Origin of the sequence: Streptomyces sp. NPDC096132 (genome assembly GCF_044763345.1) — a bacterium.
GTDB lineage: Bacteria > Actinomycetota > Actinomycetes > Streptomycetales > Streptomycetaceae > Streptomyces.
Genome location: NZ_JBIWGA010000009.1, coordinates 87,929 through 105,765, shown reverse-complemented (window position 1 = coordinate 105,765; position 17,837 = coordinate 87,929). Strand labels below are relative to the sequence as shown.

The following is a 17,837-nucleotide window of genomic DNA, read 5'->3' as shown; positions in this document are numbered from 1 at the left end:
TCCTTCAACGGTCAACGCGAACAGTCGATTTGACCTGGCATCATGAAAAATGGGGTGGACGAGCCACCGGATGGCTAGGCTCTCGGAATCATGACGTCGCAGCAGCGCAGCAGACCGCTCATCGCGGTGATCGGCAGTGTCGAACCCGACAGTCGCATCACCCCTCCTCTCAAGGCAACGGACACAGTGGTCGACGCCTGCCGTGCCCTGGGCGCCGAGCTCGCCGGGGAGGGCTGCGATCTGGCGGTGTTCTCGAACAAACCCAAGTACGCGGAACCGCATGTCGTGGACGGCTATACGCGAGGCGGCACCGAGGGCGGTGTCGTCTTCGCGCACGTCCCGAGGCAACGTGATCTCGCCTTCACGGTCCCGGAGGGCAGCGCGGTGCAGGTGCGGACCGTCCGGGACAGCAGCACCGAATGGGAGGTCTCCTTCTATCGCACCCTGCTGTCCTGCGATGGCGTGATCCTGATCGGGGGCGGACAGTCCACGCGGGCTGCCGGGGTGGTCGCGATGTCTCAGCGCATTCCGATCCTTCCGCTGGCGGTGTTCGGCGGCGGCGCCAGCCTGGTGTGGGCCAACCTCGACAAGGTGCGAAACGACGTGCTCGATGAGGACATGGCCCTTCTGGGTTCGGATTGGACCGAGACCTCGGCGGCTCGGCTGACAGCCTGTCTCCTGCGCCAGCGGAGGCGTCGCATCGAGGCGGAAGAGTCGGAGAGCGGCCTGGCGCGCGGCAAGGCGATACGGGAAGGCTTGGGGCTGGGCCTGGCGGTGCTCTTCCTCATGCTCTCGCTCGGCGCGCTGATTCTGGCCGGTGGCCCTGGAGAAGCCGATGGCCGCAGCCTGTCCCTGCTCGTCGTCGCGCCGTTGCTTGCCGCCATGGCGGGTGCGGTCATTCGGAATTCGTTCGAGGTGGAGTCCCGCTGGCTCCTCGCGGCCGTGCGTGGCCTGGGCGCGGGTCTCGTTTCCGTGCTTCTGTATGTCGCGTCCCAGCTGCTCGCGCTTCCGGGGCTGCTGGATCACCTCGATGTACGCAGGCTGCTCTTCTTTGTGATCCCGTTGGGCTTCAGCGCCGGCTTCACATTCGACCTGGTGTACGAGCGCCTCCGTAGCGGGGCCGCCCCGCCGCAGGCGGAGGTTCCCCCCAGCGCGCCGGTGGGTGGTTGAAACCCGTCACATGGCCCCGGCGCTTTCATTTTCGTCCGATCTTTCCCATAGCGGGGTTATCGGGCGCTCCGGCCGTGTCGGCGTGGTCCGACGGGTTCTGAGTGGCCAGCCGGTGCGGCCACCACACCTTCGGGCCCACGTCCAGGAACAGCGCCGTGACCAGCACCGACCGCACGATGAACGTGTCCAGGAGGACGCCCAGCGCGACCGCGAAGCCGATCTCGGCGAAGGCGACCATGGGGAGCGTGCCGAGGGCGGCGAAGGTGCCCGCGAGCACCAGACCGGCCGAGGTGATGACCGAGCCGGTCGCGGCCAGGCCCGTCACCACGCCCTTCCGGGTGCCCTGGTGGGTCGCCTCCTCGCGGATGCGGGTGGTCAGGAAGATGTTGTAGTCGATGCCGAGGGCCACCAGGAACACGAAGACGAACAGCGGGAAGTCCGTCGACTCGCCCGCGTAGTCGAACAGGTGGCGGAACGCGAGCGCGCTGATGCCCAGGGCCGCCGCGAAGGACAGGATCACCGTCCCGACCAGCAGCAGCGGCGCGATGACGGCGCGTAGCAGGGCACCGAGGATCAGCAGAACCACGGCCAGGACCAGCGGGATGATCAGCAGGTTGTCGTGCGTGGTCGCCCTGTCCATGTCCAGCAGGGCCGCGGTACCGCCGCCGACCCGGGCATCGGCGTCGGGCACCTCGTGCACGGCGTCCCGGACCCGCTCCACGGTCTGCGTGGCGGCCTCGCTGTCCGCCGGGGCGGTCATCGTCGCCTCGAACAGCACCTTGCCGTCGTACAGGGGTTTCGTGCCCGGCGGGAGACCGAGGGACGTCGGGACGACGCCGTCCGTGGCGGCCACCACCTGGCCCACCTGCCGGGCCCGCGCCTGGTTGGAGACGATCACCAGCGGATCGCCGCTGCCCGCCGGGAAGTACTTCTCGGACACCTCCTGGCCGGTGATCGAGTCGGGTTTGCCGGTGAACGCGTCCGCGTTGCTGATGCCCTCGGCGCGCAGCTGGATCAGGCCGAGCGAGCAGACCGCCAGGACGAGGGCGGTCACCACCCAGATCATGCGCGGGCGCTCGGCGATACCGCGGCCCGTGCGGGCCCAGACGCCGGTCCTGGTCGGGTCGGACGTGCCGAAGCGCGGGATCACCGGCCAGAAGATCCAGCGGCCGCAGATCACCAGCAGGGCGGGGAACAGGGTCATCATCGCGAGCAGTGCCACCGCCACGCCGATGGCCGCCACCGGGCCCAGACCGGCGGTGGAGTTCATCTCGGCGGCCATCAGCACGAGCATGCTCAGGACCACCGTGGCGCCCGAGGCCAGCACGGCCGGGCCCGCCTGGTGCAGGGCCAGGGCCATCGCCTCGTGCCGGTCCTCGTGACGGCGCAGCTCCTCCCGGTAGCGGGCCACGAGCAGCAGGGCGTAGTCGGTGCCCGCGCCGAAGACGAGGACGGTGAGGATGCCGGCGCTCTGGCCGTTCACCGTCAGGCCCGCGTGCTCGGCCAGGAAGTAGATCAGCGCCTGGGCGGTGAACAGCGCGGCGACCACGCCGATCAGCGGGACCAGCAGCAGGGTCGGACTGCGATAGGTGATCAGGAGCATGACGATGACGACGCCCATCGCCGACAGTAGCAGCGTCGAGTCGATGCCCTCGAAGGCCTTGGAGAAGTCGGCGGAGGTGCCGCCCGGCCCGGTGATGTGCACGGCCAGACCGGCACCGCCCCTGCCGACGTCGTCCCGGATCGAGTCCACGGCCGGGGCGATCCGGTCCCAGCCCTTCTCGTCCATGGTGATCGGCACATGGATCTGCGCGGCGCGCGGGTCGACCTGGCGGTCGTAGACCGGGCCGCGGGTCTCGGCACCCCGGATGCCGTGGTCGGTGAGCTGCTTGAGCCGAGCGGCGTCGGCGGTGATCCGCGCCCGGTCCTGTGCCGTCAGGCCGGCGTCACGGGCGTAGACGACCACCGCCGGGATCTGTTCCGGCCGGAAGTCCTTCGAGATCTCCAGCACCTGGGTCGACTCGGCCGACCCCGGCAGCCAGGAGGCGGCGTCGTTGTCCTGGGCGTCGGTGAGCTTCGAGGCGAAGGGCGCCACCACGAACAGCACCACCAGCCACAGCACCAGCACCAGCCACTTGGCACGCCGCCCACACACGAGGTGAGCGATGCCCCGGTTCCCGTTCATCCCGACCTCAGCCGCACGACGAACCGTATCCCCCCGGTACCGATGCGGCTAACCCCCGGAGGGCATGGCAGGCTTGGGTCATGGCCGTGCAGATCAACCCCAGCATTCTGTCCGCCGACTTCGCCCGCCTCGCGGACGAGGCGAAGGCGGTCGAAGGAGCCGACTGGCTCCACGTCGACGTCATGGACAACCATTTCGTCCCGAACCTCACGCTCGGTGTGCCGGTCGTAGAGTCCCTGGCCCGCGCGACGGACACTCCGCTGGACTGCCATCTGATGATCGAGGCCCCCGATCGCTGGGCCCCGCAGTACGTCGAGGCGGGTGCCTCGTCCGTCACCTTCCACGTCGAGGCGGCCGCCGCGCCGGTGCGACTCGCCCGCGAGATCCGCGCGAAGGGCGCCCGCGCCTCCATGGCGCTCAGGCCCGCGACGCCCATCGAGCCGTACGAGGACCTTCTGCCCGAGCTCGACATGCTGCTGATCATGACGGTCGAGCCGGGCTTCGGAGGCCAGGCGTTCCTCGACATCATGCTCCCGAAGATCCGCCGCACCCGCGAGTTGATCAGCAAGCACGGCCTCGAGCTGTGGCTCCAGGTCGACGGCGGCGTCTCGGCCTCGACGATCGAGCGGTGCGCGGAGGCCGGCGCGGACGTGTTCGTCGCCGGTTCCGCGGTGTACGGCGCCGAGGACCCGGCCGAGGCGGTCCGCGCCCTGCGCGCCCAGGCGGAGGCGACGACCGCCGGGGCGAGCTGGGCTTGCGCCCACTGACCGGCCGGCCCGCTGAACGGTGGGCCGACCGTATACGTAGCCCACTGAATACGCAGGCCATGCGGCCACTGGGCCACAGGTACGTGAACGGCTCTCATCAGGGCTGATCAAGTGCGCCGGATCTGCAAGGATGAACGGCGTATCCAGAGTGTGAACAGCAGTGAGGAGATCGCCGTGTCGGGTATGTCGGCGGGCCGGTCAGCCATGCGGATGGGACCCGCAGAGCTGGTGCAGGCGGCGGCCATGGCCCGCCGCTTCTACCTCGAGGGAAAATCCAAGATCCAGATCGCGGAGGAGTTCGGCGTCAGCCGCTTCAAGGTGGCCCGGGTCCTGGAGACCGCCCTCGAACGGGATCTCGTACGGATCGAGATCCGCGTGCCGGCCGAACTGGACGCCGAGCGCTCCGACGCGCTCCGCGCCCGGTACGGCCTACGGCACGCCGTGGTGGTCGAGTCCCCGGCCGAGGCCGAGGACTCGCCCGACCCCGAGAACCTGGGAGAGGTGGCCGCCGACCTGCTCGGCGAGCTCGTGAACGAGGGGGACGTCCTGGGCCTGGCCTGGGGCCGCTCCACCATCCACATGGCGGCGGCGCTGGACCGGCTGCCGCCGTGCACGGTGGTGCAGCTGACGGGCGTGTACGACGCCGGCACCGCCGAGCGCGGCTCGGTCGAGGCCGTCCGCCGCGCCGCCCAGGTGTCCGGCGGCGACGCGCACCCCATCTACGCGCCGATGTTGCTGCCGGACGCGGCCACCGCGGCCGCGCTGCGCCACCAGACCGGGATCGCCCGGGCCTTCGAGTACTTCGACAAGGTCACGGTCGCCTGTGTCTCCATCGGGTCCTGGGAGCCCGGCATCTCGACGGTGCACGACATGCTCAGCGACGAGGAGCGGGGCCACTACGCCTCGCTCGGTGTCGCCGCCGAGATGTCCGCGCACCTCTTCGACGCCGAGGGCCGCCGGGTCGGGCGGGACCTGGGGGAGCGGTGCATCACGGTCAAGGCCGACCAGCTCCGCCGTATCCCCGAGGTCGTCGCGATCGCGGGCGGGCAGCGCAAGGCGGCCGCGATCGACGCGGTGCTGCGGTCGGGGCTCGTCACCAGCCTGGTGACGGACACCTCCGCGGCCGACTACCTGATGACGGCCGGCCCGACACCGAAGCCGGCCCTCAACCGGGCCGACCCGGACGGGATCTGACAGAGTGTGGGAAGGGGCGGTCGTCGCGGCTGCCCCTTTCGTGTCCTCCACCACGACTCGCTCAGGACGGTGCCTGGATGACGGAGCATGTGCTCACGCTGGATCTCGACGGGGTCATGGACAAGGCGGCGCTGATGGACCGCTGTGTCCGGGACCTGGAGCTGCCCGACTGGTTCGGCCGCAACTGGGACGCCCTCGCGGACAGCCTCACCGATCTGCCGGACCGGCCCGAGTCGGGGCCGGTGCTGGTCGTCGTACGGAACTGGCAGCCGTACGCGAAGGCGCGGCCGGAGGAGTGGGAGATCGCGCAGGAGGTGTTCTCGTCGGCGGTGAACCAGGTGCCGGCGCTGTCCGTGGTGCTCGCTCTCGGAGGGCCGGTCGGCAGCGCCCTCGGAGGATCCTCCTAATGGCCCTGTGAGCTGCTTGGATGTTCTGTACGGGCCTTGCGTCACGGTCGTCGTGGGAGAATGAAGTACGTGCTCTTCCCCCTGGCTGACCTGTCAGGGGGTCACCTCTGAACGACTGGGATGTGCAGCACGTGCGTTTCCTCAACGACATCCAGCCCGCGTACGACCTCACCTACGACGACGTCTTCATGGTGCCGAGCCGCAGCGCGGTCGGATCGCGTCAGGCCGTGGACCTCAGCGCCCCGGACGGCACGGGCACCACGATCCCGCTGGTCGTCGCCAACATGACGGCCGTCGCCGGCCGCCGGATGGCCGAGACCATGGCCCGGCGCGGCGGACTCGTCGTGATCCCGCAGGACATCCCGATCGACGTGGTCACCGATGTCATCAGCTGGGTCAAGAGCCGCGACCTGGTCCTGGACACCCCGATCGTGCTCGCCCCGCACCAGACCGTCGCCGACGCCCTCGCGCTGCTGCCCAAGCGCGCGCACAACGCGGGCGTCGTCGTCGACGAGGACTTCCGGCCCGTCGGTGTCGTCACCGACCAGGACCTCAGCGGTGTCGACCGCTTCACCCAGCTCGAGGTCGTCATGTCCCGCGACCTGCTGCTCCTCGACGCCGACATCGACCCGCGCGAGGCCTTCAACACCCTCGACGCGGCCAACCGCCGGTACGCCCCGGCCGTGGACAAGGACGGCAAGCTCGCCGGCATCCTGACCCGCAAGGGCGCCCTGCGCGCCACGCTGTACACGCCGGCCACCGACGCGCGGGGCAAGCTGCGCGTCGCCGCCGCCGTGGGGATCAACGGCGATGTCGCGGGCAAGGCCAAGCAGCTGCTCGACGCGGGCGTCGACACGCTCGTCATCGATACGGCGCACGGCCACCAGGAGTCGATGATCAGCGCGATCCGGACCGTGCGGGCGCTCGACCCGCAGGTGCCGATCGTCGCCGGCAACATCGTGTCCGCGGAGGGTGTCAAGGACCTCGTCGACGCGGGCGCCGACATCATCAAGGTCGGCGTCGGCCCCGGCGCGATGTGCACCACCCGCATGATGACCGGCGTCGGCCGGCCCCAGTTCTCGGCGGTCCTGGAGTGTGCCGCCGAGGCGAGGAAGTACGGCAAGCACGTCTGGGCCGACGGCGGTGTCCGCCACCCCCGTGACGTCGCCATGGCGCTGGCCGCGGGCGCGTCCAACGTGATGGTCGGCTCCTGGTTCGCGGGCACCTACGAGTCGCCGGGCGACCTCCAGCACGACGCGGACGGCCGCCCGTACAAGGAGTCCTTCGGCATGGCCTCGGCGCGTGCCGTGCGCAACCGTACGTCGGAGGAGTCCGCGTACGACCGGGCGCGCAAGGCGCTGTTCGAGGAGGGGATCTCCACCTCCCGGATGTTCCTCGACCCGGGCCGGCCGGGCGTCGAGGACCTGATCGACTCGATCATCGCGGGTGTGCGGTCTTCCTGCACCTATGCCGGTGCAGGTTCTCTCGGGGAGTTCGCCGAGAAGGCGGTCGTGGGGATTCAGAGCGCGGCTGGTTATGCGGAGGGGAAGCCGTTGCACGCCAGCTGGTAGTGCTTGACGAGGCCGTCGGGCGGCTGCGGGTCCGTTGTCGCTGGTCGCGCCCACGCGGCGGAGCCGCATATCGGCACAGCCCCGCGCCCCTTTGGGGCGCGTTCAGGCGGCCTGCAATGAATGTGCATCCTGGCCCCATGAACGCAATGATCTTGCGTGTACGTGCAAGGTTGCATCATTACGACCGCTACGTCCCTGCTCATAGGGTCGTGCGCTGTACGTGGCGTGGCAGGGACCCCGCTCGGTGGGTTCCTGCCCGCGTGGGTCCTCGTCGCGCCGCCGACAGCGACGAAGGAGTCACCGCGTGCTCGACCAAGGCGCACCCCCGCAGCAGCGCAGTCAGATCGTCCCTCCGTCGCCGGGGTTCGGGGCGCGGCTCATGCGGCGCAAGCCCGTGGAGCGGCTGGTCGCCGAGGGTGGCCAGGGGGAAGGCGGGTCGCTGAGGCGGTCCCTCGGGCTGTGGCAGCTCACCATGATCAGCATCGGGGCGACGCTCGGCACGGGCATCTTCGTCGTCCTCGGCGAGGCCGTCCCCAAGGCCGGTCCCGCCGTCACCCTCTCCTTCGTGATCGCCGGACTCACGGCGCTCTTCTCGGCCCTGTCCTACGCCGAGCTGGCGGGCACCATCCCGGTCGCCGGTTCCTCGTACTCGTATGCGTACGCAACGATGGGTGAGCTGATCGCCTGGGTCTGCGGCTGGTGTCTGGTCCTGGAGTACGGCGTCTCGGTCGCCGCCGTGGCCGTCGGCTGGGGCGAGTACCTGAACGAACTGCTCGACGGGACCATCGGCGTCACCATCCCGGATGCCCTGTCGGCGCCGCCCGGGGACGGGGGCGTGTTCAATCTGCCCGCGCTGATCGTCGTCCTGCTGGCCATGGCCTTTCTGCTCGGAGGGGCCCGGGAGTCCGCGCGGGCGAACACCGTCATGGTGGTCGTGAAGATCGCCGCGCTGGTGCTGTTCTGCGCGATCGGCGTCCAGGGCTTCCGCTCGGGCAACTACGAGCACTTCATGCCGCTGGGCATGGCGGGGGTCAGCGCGGCCGGTGCCACGCTGTTCTTCTCGTACATCGGCTTCGACGCCGCCTCCACCGCCGGTGAGGAGGCCAAGAACGCGCAGCGCGATCTGCCGCGGGCCATCATGCTGTCGCTCGTCATCGTCACCGCGCTGTACGTCCTGGTCGCGGCCGTGGCCGTCGGTGCCCGGCCCTGGCGGTCCTTCGACGACTCCGAGGCGGCGCTGGCGCAGATCATGCGCGAGGTGACCGGGCAGACCTTCTGGGGGACCCTCCTCGCCTTCTGCGCGGTCATCGCCATCGCGAGTGTCGTCCTGACCGTGCTCTACGGGCAGACCCGCATCCTCTTCGCCATGTCCCGGGACGGACTGGTGCCCAAGGTGTTCGCCAAGGTCCACCCGAAGACCGGTACGCCCCGTGCCAACACGCTGATCGTGTCCCTGTTCTGCGGTGTGCTGGCCGCCGCCATCCCGCTGGGCCAGCTGGCCGACGCCACCAGCATCGGCACGCTGTTCGCGTTCGCGCTGGTCAACGTGGCCGTCGTGGTGCTGCGCCGGAGCCGCCCGGAGATGCCCCGCACCTTCCGGGTGCCCCTGTCCCCGGTGCTGCCGGCCCTGGGCTTCGGCTTCTGCCTCTGGATGATGGGCAGCCTGTCGGCCGTCACCTGGGTGGTCTTCGGTGTCTGGATGGCCGTCGGGCTCGTGTTCTACTTCGTGTACGGCCACCGCCGCTCCCGACTCGCCACCCCCGCACCGCTTGAGAAGTGATCAACCCACCGTGCTGAACGATCTCGACGAACGCATCGTGCACGCCCTCGCCGAGGACGCGCGCCGCTCCTACGCGGACATCGGGCAACTGGTCGGCCTGTCCGCGCCCGCCGTGAAGCGGCGCGTGGACCGGCTGCGGGCCACCGGAGCCATCACCGGCTTCACCGTACGGGTGGATCCGGCGGCCCTCGGCTGGGAGACCGAGGGGTTCGTCGAGATCTACTGCCGGCGCAACACCTCCCCGGAGACCATCCAGCGGGGCCTGGAGCGCTACCAGGAGGTCGTGGCCGCGTCCACGGTCACCGGGGAGGCGGACGCGGTCGCCCAGGTGTTCGCCGCCGACATGCGGCACTTCGAGCGCGTCCTGGAGCGGATCGCGGGCGAGCCCTTCGTGGAACGGACGAAGTCCGTGCTGGTGCTGTCGCCGCTGCTGAGACGGTTCTCCTCGGGCTCGCCTACCTGACCTGTTCCGCCCGGCGCCGGATCCCCGCCAGCAGGCGTCCGGTGAGGACGGCGTGCGCGCCCGTGCCGATGACGAGCAACCGGTAGAGGGCGCCGAGCGGGCCGGGGAACCTGGCCCGGGTCTCGGCCCGCAGCCGTGTGCGGCCCGGACCGGCGGCGTCGAGGCGGAAGACCAGGGCGTACGTCGAGAAGTAGTGGCGCCCGACCAGGGTCAGTTCACGCCCCTGGTCCGCGGCCGCCACCCGAAAACCGGGCATAGTCGAGCCCCGAGCCGGCGGGCGGGGACCGGACGGGGTGCGGTCGGGGCAGCCCACCAGCCGTGCGTAGCCCGGTGTGAAGGAGTGGTCCAGGGCGTCGCCGATGCCACGCCACACGGCGTCGGCCTCCGCCGCGACGACCGTCGCGTGTTCGTCGACGTACGGCAGGGCGGCGATGTCCATGAGGGCCTTCTACCCCGCTGAAGGCGTCCTTCAGCCGGCCGTCTTGCGGGCCAGCGCGTTGTTGTCGATCGAGTTGTGCACGCTGAAGCTGACCGCGTCCGAGCGGTAGCGGTCGTCCGACCACTCCACCGGGCGGCCCTCGCGGGTGGTCGTCACCCGGCGGACCCGCAGGAGAGGGCTGGTGCGGCGGACGCCGAGGAGTTCGGCGTCCTGGGCGCCGGCCGCCACCGCGTCGATGACGTGCTCGCCGTAGGCGAAGACCAGACCGGTGTCGTCCAGCAGGCGCTGGGTGACCGACGGGCAGTCCGGTTCGATCGGCTCGACGGCGGGGGAGATCCAGTCGGCGTACACGGTCCGCTCCAGCAGGACCGGCTCGCCGTCCAGCCCGCGGACCCGCAGGACGTGCAACACCGGCGTCCCTTCGCGCAGTTGGAGGCGTACCGCGTCCTCCCGCGTCGCCGGACGGTACTCCTGCGCCACCACCTGGCCGGTCGCCTCGCGGCCCATCGCCCGCGCCCACTGGGCGAAGCTGCGCAGCTCGGCGAAGCTCTGGCTGCGGCGGCTTGCCAGCACCACCCGGCGGGCGCCCTGGCGTGAGCCGATGAGGCCCTCCGCGGTCAGCGCCGCGACCGCCTGGCGGACCGTGCCGCGCGAGACGCCGTACCGGGCGGCGAGGTCCGTCTCGGCGGGCAGCAGTGCGCCCACCGTGTACTCCTCGTGGTCGATCGCCCGGCGCAGTTCGTCGGCGATCTCCTCGTGTCGGGCCGCCATGATCCCCCTTCGACTCGGCTGCTGTGTACAGCTATGCCAGCCTAATCGAGATCCGTCGGCACCGGTCTCCACCCGGAATTGTGTGTGAAATAGGGGATCAGGGTTTCGCCAGAGTTTACGAAGGGGACACCAGCGGCGTGCGTACTAAGGCCAACTTGTTCAGACAAGTTGGCCCTGAGTCCTGATGAGCCTCGATCTCCCGCACCACGCGTCCCCTGGAGTAGCCGTGACCGTGTCCCTGCCGAGAACCGCCGCCCTCGGCGTCGTCGCCGCCCTCGCCCTGAGTGCGTGCGGTGCCGCTCCCGACAACGCCGCCACCACCTCCGACGGCAAGAACGCCGCCACCGCCACCTCCGCCGCGGACTTCGGGGGCCTCGACGCCCTGGTGAAGGCCGCGAAGAAGGAGGGCACGCTCAACGCCATCGCGCTGCCCCGCGACTGGGCCAACTACGGCGCCCTCATCGACGGCTTCGAGAAGAAGTACGGCATCAAGGTCGAGGTCGAGAACCCGGACGGCTCCAGCCAGGACGAGATCAACGCCGTGACCTCGCGCAAGGGCCAGAAGCGCGCACCCGACGTCCTCGACCTCGGCAGCTCCTTCGCGCTGAGCGCCGCCCAGCAGGGGCTGCTCGCGCCGTACAAGGTGGCCTCCTACGCCGACATCCCCGAGGGCCAGAAGGACTCCCAGGCCCGCTGGTACAACGACTACGGCGGCTACATCTCCATCGGCTGCGACGCCAAGCGCGTCACCACCTGTCCGACGACCTTCGCGGACCTCCTCAAGCCGCAGTACAAGGGCCAGGTCGCCCTCAACGGCAACCCCACCAAGTCCGGCTCCGCCTTCGGCGGCGTCTGGGCGGCCTCCCTCGCGAGCGGCGGCTCCTTCGACGACATCCAGCCCGGTCTCGACTTCTTCGCCAAGCTGAAGAAGAACGGCAACTACACGCCCGTCGAGTCGACCCCGGCCACCGTCGAGAAGGGCGAGACGCCGATCAGCATCGACTGGGACTACCTCAACGCCGGATACGCCGACGAGTTCAAGTCCAAGGGCGTCGACTGGAAGGTCGCGGTCCCGAGCGACGGCAAGTTCTCCCAGTACTACTCCCAGGCGATCAACAAGGACGCCCCGCACCCGGCGGCCGCCCGCCTGTGGCAGGAGTACCTCTACAGCGCCGAGGGCCAGAACCTGTGGCTCGCGGGATACGCCCGCCCGGCCCTGATGACCGCCATGGAGAAGGCCGGCACCCTCGACAAGACCGCCGCCGCCAAGCTGCCCGAGGTCTCCGGGACGCCCGCCTTCCCGACCGAGGACCAGCAGAGCAAGGCCAAGACGGTCCTCGGGCAGGGCTGGGCGAAGGCCATCTCCGGATGACCTCCACCGCCGTACGGGTCGACATGGCGACCGCCGCTCCGGTGAAGCGGCGGCGCCGGTCCCTCGGCTGGCTCGCCGTCGCCCCGCTGCTCGCCTTCACCGCGCTCGCCTTCGGGCTGCCCGCCCTGGCCATGCTCGACGGCGCGTTCACCGCCAAGGACCCGGCCACCGGCGCCACGTCGTACACGGCCGGCAACCTGACGGCCTCGCTGCAGGGCGCGTATCTGACCGCCCTGCTCGGCAGCGTGAAGCTGTCGGCCGTGTCCGCGGCCCTCGGCACCGTCCTCGGGCTGCCGCTGGCCCAGGCCGTCGTGACCTCCCGGTTCCGGGCCCTGCGGGAGGCGGTGCTCACCGCCTCCGGGGTCCTCGCCAACTTCGGCGGGGTCCCGCTGGCCTTCGCCTTCGTCGCCACGCTCGGCAACGCCGGAGTGCTCACCCGGCATCTCGGCCTCACCGACAAGGGCTGGGACCTCTACAGCTTCTGGGGCCTGGTCATCGTCTACCTGTACTTCCTGATCCCGTTGATGGTCCTCACCATCACCCCGGCCCTGGAGGGCCTGCGCACCCAGTGGCGCGAGGCCGCGCAGAACAACGGGGCGACGCCCGTGCAGTACTGGCGGCACGTGGCCCTGCCCGTCCTGCTGCCGACGCTCCTCGGCGGGTTCGTCCTGCTCTTCGGCAGCGCCTTCGCCGCGTACGCCACCGCCGCCGCCATGGTCGGCAGCTCCATCCCCCTGGTCACCCTGCAGATCGCCGACGCCATCTCCGGCAACGTGCTGGTCGGCCAGGAGAACGTGGCACTCGCCCTCAGCCTCGACATGGTCCTGGTCGCGGGCCTGGTCATGGCGGTGTACCTGCCCCTGCAACGGAGGAGCGCGCGATGGCTCGCCTGACCCTGTGGCGGTGGGGCGTCCTCGGCCTCGCCGGACTGTACTTCCTGGTCCCGCTGGCCGCGTCCGTCGTCTTCACGGTCGACGTGCCCGGCCAGGGGATCACCTTCGACGCCTACACGCAGATCTTCTCCACCGACGGCTTCACCTCCAGCCTGCTGCTCTCGCTGGAGCTGGCCGCCGCCACCATCGCCCTCGTGCTGCTGCTGATGGTGCCCGCCATGGTCGCGCTGCGGCTGGGCGCGCCCCGGCTGCGGCCAGTCGTCGAGGTGGTGTGCTCACTGCCGCTGGTCGTACCGCCGATCGCGTTCGTCGCCGGCATCGGGACGGTCCTGAAGTGGGGGCCCGACCACCTCTCCCGGACACCGCTGTTCCAGACCTTCGTGGCGATCCAGAACCCGGACTTCCCCTTCGTCCTGGTCCTCGCGTACGTCGTGATGGCGCTGCCGTTCGTGTACCGGGCGCTGGACGCCGGCCTGCGCGCCGTCGACGTCCGCACCCTCGTCGAGGCCGCCCGCAGCTGCGGCGCCGGCTGGCCGCAGGCGCTGCTCCGGGCCGTCCTGCCCAATCTGCGCGGCGCGCTGCTCAACGCGTCCTTCCTCACGCTGGCCCTGGTGCTCGGTGAGTTCACGGTGGCGCAGCTGCTGGGCTTCCAGCCCTTCGCCGTGTGGATCGTGAACGTCAGCGGATCGCAGGCCCAGCTGTCCGTCGCCGTGTCCGTACTGAGCCTGCTCGTGACGTGGGTCCTGCTCCTCGCGCTCGCCGGTGTCGGCGGCCGTACCCGTACTACCTCCCGGGGATGAACCATGACCGTGACCACGATCGAGAAGGCCGCGACGGTCGAATTCCGCGGCCTGCGCCGGGAGTTCGGGCCGACCGTCGCCCTTGACGGACTCGACCTGACCGTACGGCCCGGCGAACTCCTCGCCCTGCTCGGCCCCTCCGGCTGCGGCAAGACCACCGCGCTGCGCATGCTCGCCGGGTTCGAACACCCCGATTCCGGCGAGGTGCTGGTCGACGGCGAGGACGTCACCCGGGTCCCGGCGCACCGCCGCGACGCCGGGATGGTCTTCCAGTCGTACAGCCTCTTCCCGCACCTCGACGCGCTCGACAACGTGGCCTTCGGGCTGCGGATGCGCAAGGTCCGTACGACCGAACGGCGGGCGCGGGCCGCCGAGTTGCTGGACCTCGTCGGTCTCGCCGACAAGGGCGGACGCTTCCCGCACCAGCTCTCCGGCGGCCAGCAGCAGCGCGTCGCCCTGGCCCGCGCCCTTGCCCTGCGCCCCCGGGTCCTGCTGCTCGACGAACCCCTGTCCGCGCTCGACGCCAAGGTGCGGCTCACCCTGCGCGAGGAGATCCGCCGGCTCCAGCAGGACCTCGGCATCACCACCCTCTTCGTCACCCACGACCAGGAGGAGGCCCTGTCCATGGCGGACCGGGTCGCCGTGATGCACGCCGGACGGCTCGAACAGTGCGCCCGGCCCTCCGAGTTGTACGGCCGGCCCGCCACCGCCTTCGTCGCCGAGTTCGTCGGCACGATGAGCCGTATACCGGGGCGGCTCGACCGGGGCGTGGTCGAGGTCCTCGGGCAGCGCCTGCCCGTCGACGGGCAGGTGCCGTCGGTGACCGACGTGGACGTGCTGGTACGGCCCGAGGCGGTCGGCGTCCGGTCCGAGGACGGCGGGGACGCACACGTGGTCGCCACCTCCTTCCTGGGCGCCGCCGTCCGCGTCACCGTCCGGCTCGCCGACGGCACCGAGGTGAAGGCCGACCTGCCCGCCCACGACGCCACCGGCATCGGCGCCGGGACCGCCGTCACCGTGTCGCTGCCCGAGCGGCCGGTGCTGGTCGCCGAACGTACCCCCTGACCCCCCACGGAAATCCCCCACCGGCCCCCCACGGAAATCCCCCACCGGACTCCCCCACGGAAAGAGACGATCGTGACTCGACTCCCGCTCCAGGCCGTCCTGTTCGACATGGACGGCACGCTCGTCGACACCGAGCGGCTGTGGTGGGAGGCGGTGGAGCGGGTGGCCGGCCGGGCCCTGACCGAGGCGGACCAGCCGGAGGTGCTCGGCCGGCCGGTCGAGCACACCGCCGACTGGCTGGCCACGGCCATGGGCCGGCCGGCCGCGGACCTCGCCGACGCCCTCCACCGAGAGTTCGCCGACCGTGTGCGCGCCGGCATCGTGCCCCGCCCCGGCGCGCTCGCCCTGCTGGACGCCCTCGCCCGTGACGGCGTGCCCACGGCCCTGGTCACCGCGTCCCCCCGGGCCGTCGCCGACACCGTCCTCGCCGCGCTCGGCGCGCACCGCTTCGCGATCTCCGTCACCGCCGACGACACCACCCGCACCAAGCCCGCCCCCGACCCCTACCTCGCCGCCTGCCGCGCCCTCGGCGTGCACCCGTCGGCCTGCGTGGCCGTCGAGGACACCGAGACCGGTGTCGCCTCCGCCGAGGCGGCGGGCTGCGCCGTCCTCGCGGTGCCCTCGCTCGCACCGATCGGACCCGCGCCCGGCCGTACCGTCCTGACCAGCCTGGAAGGCGTGACACCGGAGAAACTGCGCTCCCTGCCGCCCCTCCGGCTGCGGGTCATGACCTGGAACCTCTGGTACGGCGGCACCAAGGTCCACGACCACCGGGCCAAGCAGCTCAAGGCCATCACCGAGACCGAGGTGGACGTGGTCGGTCTGCAGGAGACGTACGGCACCGCCGCCGAGGAACTCGCCGAGGCGCTCGGCTGGTACCACCACCGGGCCGGGGACAACCTCGGCGTCCTCAGCCGCCACCCGATCACCGCCACCCTCGGCGACCCGGACGTCGGCATGTACGGCGCGGCGGGCGTCCGTGTCGACGTCGGCGGCCGAGAGGTCGACATCTGGACGGCCCACCTCGACTACACGCCGTACGGCCCCTACGAGTCCGCCTTCGACGGACTGCCGGCCCCTGAGCTGATCGCCCAAGAGGAGGTGCGGCTCGCCCAGATGCGGGACATCCTGCGCCGGATCGGCGGCGCGGCGCCGGCCGTCCTCGTCGGCGACTTCAACAGCCCCTCCCACCTGGACTGGCCCGACGTCGAGTGGCCGGTGACGAAGGCCGCCGAGAAGGCGGGCTTCGCCGACTCCTACCGCGAGGCCCACCCCGACCCCGTACGGGATCCCGGACACACCTGGTCGCCGGTGCACACCGAGCACGAGGACGGCAGCGGCCGCCCGGAGCCCCGGGACCGGATCGACTTCGTGCTGCACCGCGGCGATCTGCGGGTGCTCGACTCCCGGACGTACGTCAGCGGCACGCCCCGGACCTGGCCGGACGTCCAGGACAACGACTGGCCGTCCGACCACGCGGCGGTGATCACGACATTTTCGCTGGGCGACGGGACCGGGACTGTCTAGCATCGGTGTCATGACCTGGCGACATTGATCCACCAGCCGTGCCTCCCGAGGGCCGCCTCGGACGCCGCTTCGACGACGTCCGAACCGCCCTTCCGGGAAGGCCTCATGACACTCTCACCTGCACGCGTGCCCGCGACCGGCGTCCGACGGCTGACGAGCACGCTGTACGGCTACGCGTTCCTCGACGACTTCGTCCTGCTCTACCCGGTGTACGCGCTGCTCTTCGCCGACACCGGCATGTCGCTCTGGCAGATCTCCTCCCTGTTCGCCCTGTGGTCGGTCACGGCCGTCGTGCTGGAGGTCCCCTCCGGGGCGCTGGCCGACGCCGTCTCCCGACGGTTGCTGCTGTGGGCCGGTCCGCTGTTCAACGCCGTCGGCTTCGCCCTGTGGGTGATCGTGCCGGCGTACTGGGCCTTCGCGCTCGGCTTCGTCCTGTGGGGCGTCGGCGGAGCGCTCTGTTCCGGCTCCCTGGAGGCGCTGGCGTACGACGAACTGGACCGGCTCGGGGCCGCCGACCGGTACGCGCGCGTGATGGGACGGGTACGGGCGGCGCGGCTGGTGGCCACGATGGCGGCGATCGGCCTCGCCGGGCCGGTGTTCGCGCTCGGTGGTTACCCGCTCGTGGGCGCGGGCAGTGTCCTCGCCTGTCTGCTGGCCGCCGCGGCGGCGACCCGGCTGCCGGAGCACCGGAGTCGGCCGGAGCACGGCGGTGACGGCTGGGGGACGACCCTGCGCGCGGGTCTCGCCGACGCCCGCGGGAACCCCTCCGTACGCGGTGCCCTGCTGCTGATCCCGGCCGTCGCCGCGGTGTGGGGCGCGCTCGACGAGTACACGCCTCTGCTGGCGCGGGACACGGGCGTGGCGGAGACGACGGTGCCCTATCTGATCCTGCTCGTCTGGACCCTCGTCACGGTGGCGAGTCTGCTGACCGGACCGGCCGAACGCCTCGGCAGCACCGGCCTGGCTTGGCTGCTCGCGGGCTCCGCGCTCGCCCTGGCCCTGGGCGCCGCCACCCGGACCCCGGCCGGCATCGCCCTGGTGGGCCTCGCCTTCGGCGGGTTCCAGCTGGCGGAGGTGCTCGCCGACGTCCGCCTCCAGCACCGGATCGAGGAGTCCCGGCGGGCCACCCTCACCTCGGTGGCGAGCCTGGGCAGCGAGCTGCTCACGGTCCTCACGTTCGGCGTGTACGCGCTGCTCGGCACGAGGGCGGCCCACAGCACGGTCTTCGTGATCCTCTCCGTGCCGTACCTGGTCACGGCATGGGCGCTGGGCCGGACGAGACGGGACTGAGCCCGCGCTGCCACCGGCCCAGGAAGACGCGGCTGACCGCACGCAACGAATCGCCGCCGGTGAGCCGATCCGCGCAACGATCGGCTCACCGGCGCGCAACGGCTCCTTCTTGTCCGCCCGAGCCCGCCGCCCGTACCGTCTAC

At 71.1% G+C, this 17,837-nt stretch carries 16 protein-coding genes; 13 read left to right on the top strand and 3 right to left on the bottom strand.

Going from position 1 to position 17,837, the window contains the following annotated elements:
- Positions 1-90: 90 nt before the first annotated feature.
- A complete protein-coding gene (locus tag ACIRF9_RS22390) occupies positions 91-1,170 on the top strand; it encodes a hypothetical protein (RefSeq protein WP_403824865.1) in 1,080 nt (359 codons plus the stop codon).
- Between the two features lie 25 nt (positions 1,171-1,195).
- Here ACIRF9_RS22390 and ACIRF9_RS22385 read toward each other — a convergent pair whose 3' ends face one another.
- On the bottom strand, positions 1,196-3,355 hold the full coding sequence (locus ACIRF9_RS22385) for an MMPL family transporter (RefSeq protein ID WP_403824862.1): 2,160 nt from the start codon (positions 3,353-3,355) through the stop codon (positions 1,196-1,198).
- An 80-nt stretch (positions 3,356-3,435) separates the two neighbouring features.
- On the opposite strand from ACIRF9_RS22385, the gene rpe reads away from it, so the two are divergent.
- From rpe to ACIRF9_RS22355, 6 genes are all read left to right on the top strand, one after another.
- Positions 3,436-4,122, top strand: coding sequence for a ribulose-phosphate 3-epimerase (gene rpe / locus ACIRF9_RS22380; protein ID WP_403824859.1), 687 nt, complete (start codon positions 3,436-3,438; stop codon positions 4,120-4,122).
- Positions 4,123-4,272: 150 nt separating this feature from the next.
- Positions 4,273-5,316 carry a sugar-binding transcriptional regulator gene (locus ACIRF9_RS22375; RefSeq protein ID WP_399101147.1) on the top strand — a complete coding sequence of 348 codons (1,044 nt, stop codon included), beginning with the start codon at positions 4,273-4,275 and terminating at the stop codon, positions 5,314-5,316.
- 77 nt (positions 5,317-5,393) lie between these two features.
- Positions 5,394-5,723: a barstar family protein gene (locus ACIRF9_RS22370; protein WP_403824855.1), complete on the top strand. Its 330-nt coding sequence runs from the start codon at positions 5,394-5,396 to the stop codon at positions 5,721-5,723.
- Positions 5,724-5,854: 131 nt separating this feature from the next.
- A complete protein-coding gene (locus tag ACIRF9_RS22365) occupies positions 5,855-7,294 on the top strand; it encodes a GuaB1 family IMP dehydrogenase-related protein (protein WP_403825503.1) in 1,440 nt (479 codons plus the stop codon).
- A 304-nt stretch (positions 7,295-7,598) separates the two neighbouring features.
- A complete protein-coding gene (locus tag ACIRF9_RS22360) occupies positions 7,599-9,074 on the top strand; it encodes an amino acid permease (protein WP_403824853.1) in 1,476 nt (491 codons plus the stop codon).
- A gap of 10 nt (positions 9,075-9,084) precedes the next feature.
- Positions 9,085-9,537, top strand: coding sequence for an Lrp/AsnC family transcriptional regulator (locus ACIRF9_RS22355; protein ID WP_276111955.1), 453 nt, complete (start codon positions 9,085-9,087; stop codon positions 9,535-9,537).
- Here the strand turns inward: ACIRF9_RS22355 and ACIRF9_RS22350 are convergent.
- Both ACIRF9_RS22350 and ACIRF9_RS22345 read right to left on the bottom strand, forming a co-directional pair.
- On the bottom strand, positions 9,530-9,976 hold the full coding sequence (locus tag ACIRF9_RS22350; protein ID WP_403824849.1) for a hypothetical protein: 447 nt from the start codon (positions 9,974-9,976) through the stop codon (positions 9,530-9,532). The two genes, ACIRF9_RS22355 and ACIRF9_RS22350, sit on opposite strands and share 8 nt — an antisense overlap.
- 30 nt (positions 9,977-10,006) lie before the next feature.
- A complete protein-coding gene (locus ACIRF9_RS22345) occupies positions 10,007-10,747 on the bottom strand; it encodes a GntR family transcriptional regulator (RefSeq protein WP_403824847.1) in 741 nt (246 codons plus the stop codon).
- A 226-nt stretch (positions 10,748-10,973) separates the two neighbouring features.
- Here ACIRF9_RS22345 and ACIRF9_RS22340 point away from each other — a divergent pair, with 226 nt between their 5' ends.
- From ACIRF9_RS22340 to ACIRF9_RS22315, 6 genes are all read left to right on the top strand, one after another.
- Entirely contained in the window at positions 10,974-12,119 is a 1,146-nt protein-coding gene (locus ACIRF9_RS22340; RefSeq protein WP_403824844.1) for an ABC transporter substrate-binding protein, read from the top strand.
- The gene (locus tag ACIRF9_RS22335; RefSeq protein ID WP_403824841.1) at positions 12,116-13,012 is read left to right on the top strand and encodes an ABC transporter permease; all 897 of its coding nucleotides are present in this window, start codon (positions 12,116-12,118) and stop codon (positions 13,010-13,012) included. Before ACIRF9_RS22340 ends, ACIRF9_RS22335 begins: the two co-directional genes overlap by 4 nt.
- Entirely contained in the window at positions 13,000-13,812 is an 813-nt protein-coding gene (locus tag ACIRF9_RS22330; RefSeq protein WP_403824838.1) for an ABC transporter permease, read from the top strand. Before ACIRF9_RS22335 ends, ACIRF9_RS22330 begins: the two co-directional genes overlap by 13 nt.
- A 3-nt stretch (positions 13,813-13,815) precedes the next feature.
- The gene (locus ACIRF9_RS22325) at positions 13,816-14,877 is read left to right on the top strand and encodes an ABC transporter ATP-binding protein (protein ID WP_403824835.1); all 1,062 of its coding nucleotides are present in this window, start codon (positions 13,816-13,818) and stop codon (positions 14,875-14,877) included.
- Positions 14,878-14,949: 72 nt separating this feature from the next.
- Positions 14,950-16,404, top strand: coding sequence for an HAD-IA family hydrolase (locus tag ACIRF9_RS22320; protein WP_403824832.1), 1,455 nt, complete (start codon positions 14,950-14,952; stop codon positions 16,402-16,404).
- Positions 16,405-16,509: 105 nt separating this feature from the next.
- Positions 16,510-17,694, top strand: coding sequence for an MFS transporter (locus tag ACIRF9_RS22315; protein WP_403824828.1), 1,185 nt, complete (start codon positions 16,510-16,512; stop codon positions 17,692-17,694).
- The last annotated feature ends 143 nt before the right edge of the window (positions 17,695-17,837 follow it).

Coding starts and splice junctions, on each gene's coding strand:
- ACIRF9_RS22385 (WP_403824862.1), bottom strand. CDS start 3,355: ATGAACGGGAACCGGGGCATCGCTCACCTCGTGTGTGGGCGGCGTGCC.
- ACIRF9_RS22370 (WP_403824855.1), top strand. CDS start 5,394: ATGACGGAGCATGTGCTCACGCTGGATCTCGACGGGGTCATGGACAAG.
- ACIRF9_RS22335 (WP_403824841.1), top strand. CDS start 12,116: ATGACCTCCACCGCCGTACGGGTCGACATGGCGACCGCCGCTCCGGTG.
- ACIRF9_RS22350 (WP_403824849.1), bottom strand. CDS start 9,976: ATGGACATCGCCGCCCTGCCGTACGTCGACGAACACGCGACGGTCGTC.
- ACIRF9_RS22345 (WP_403824847.1), bottom strand. CDS start 10,747: ATGGCGGCCCGACACGAGGAGATCGCCGACGAACTGCGCCGGGCGATC.
- ACIRF9_RS22315 (WP_403824828.1), top strand. CDS start 16,510: ATGACACTCTCACCTGCACGCGTGCCCGCGACCGGCGTCCGACGGCTG.
- rpe (WP_403824859.1), top strand. CDS start 3,436: ATGGCCGTGCAGATCAACCCCAGCATTCTGTCCGCCGACTTCGCCCGC.
- ACIRF9_RS22390 (WP_403824865.1), top strand. CDS start 91: ATGACGTCGCAGCAGCGCAGCAGACCGCTCATCGCGGTGATCGGCAGT.
- ACIRF9_RS22325 (WP_403824835.1), top strand. CDS start 13,816: ATGACCGTGACCACGATCGAGAAGGCCGCGACGGTCGAATTCCGCGGC.
- ACIRF9_RS22330 (WP_403824838.1), top strand. CDS start 13,000: ATGGCTCGCCTGACCCTGTGGCGGTGGGGCGTCCTCGGCCTCGCCGGA.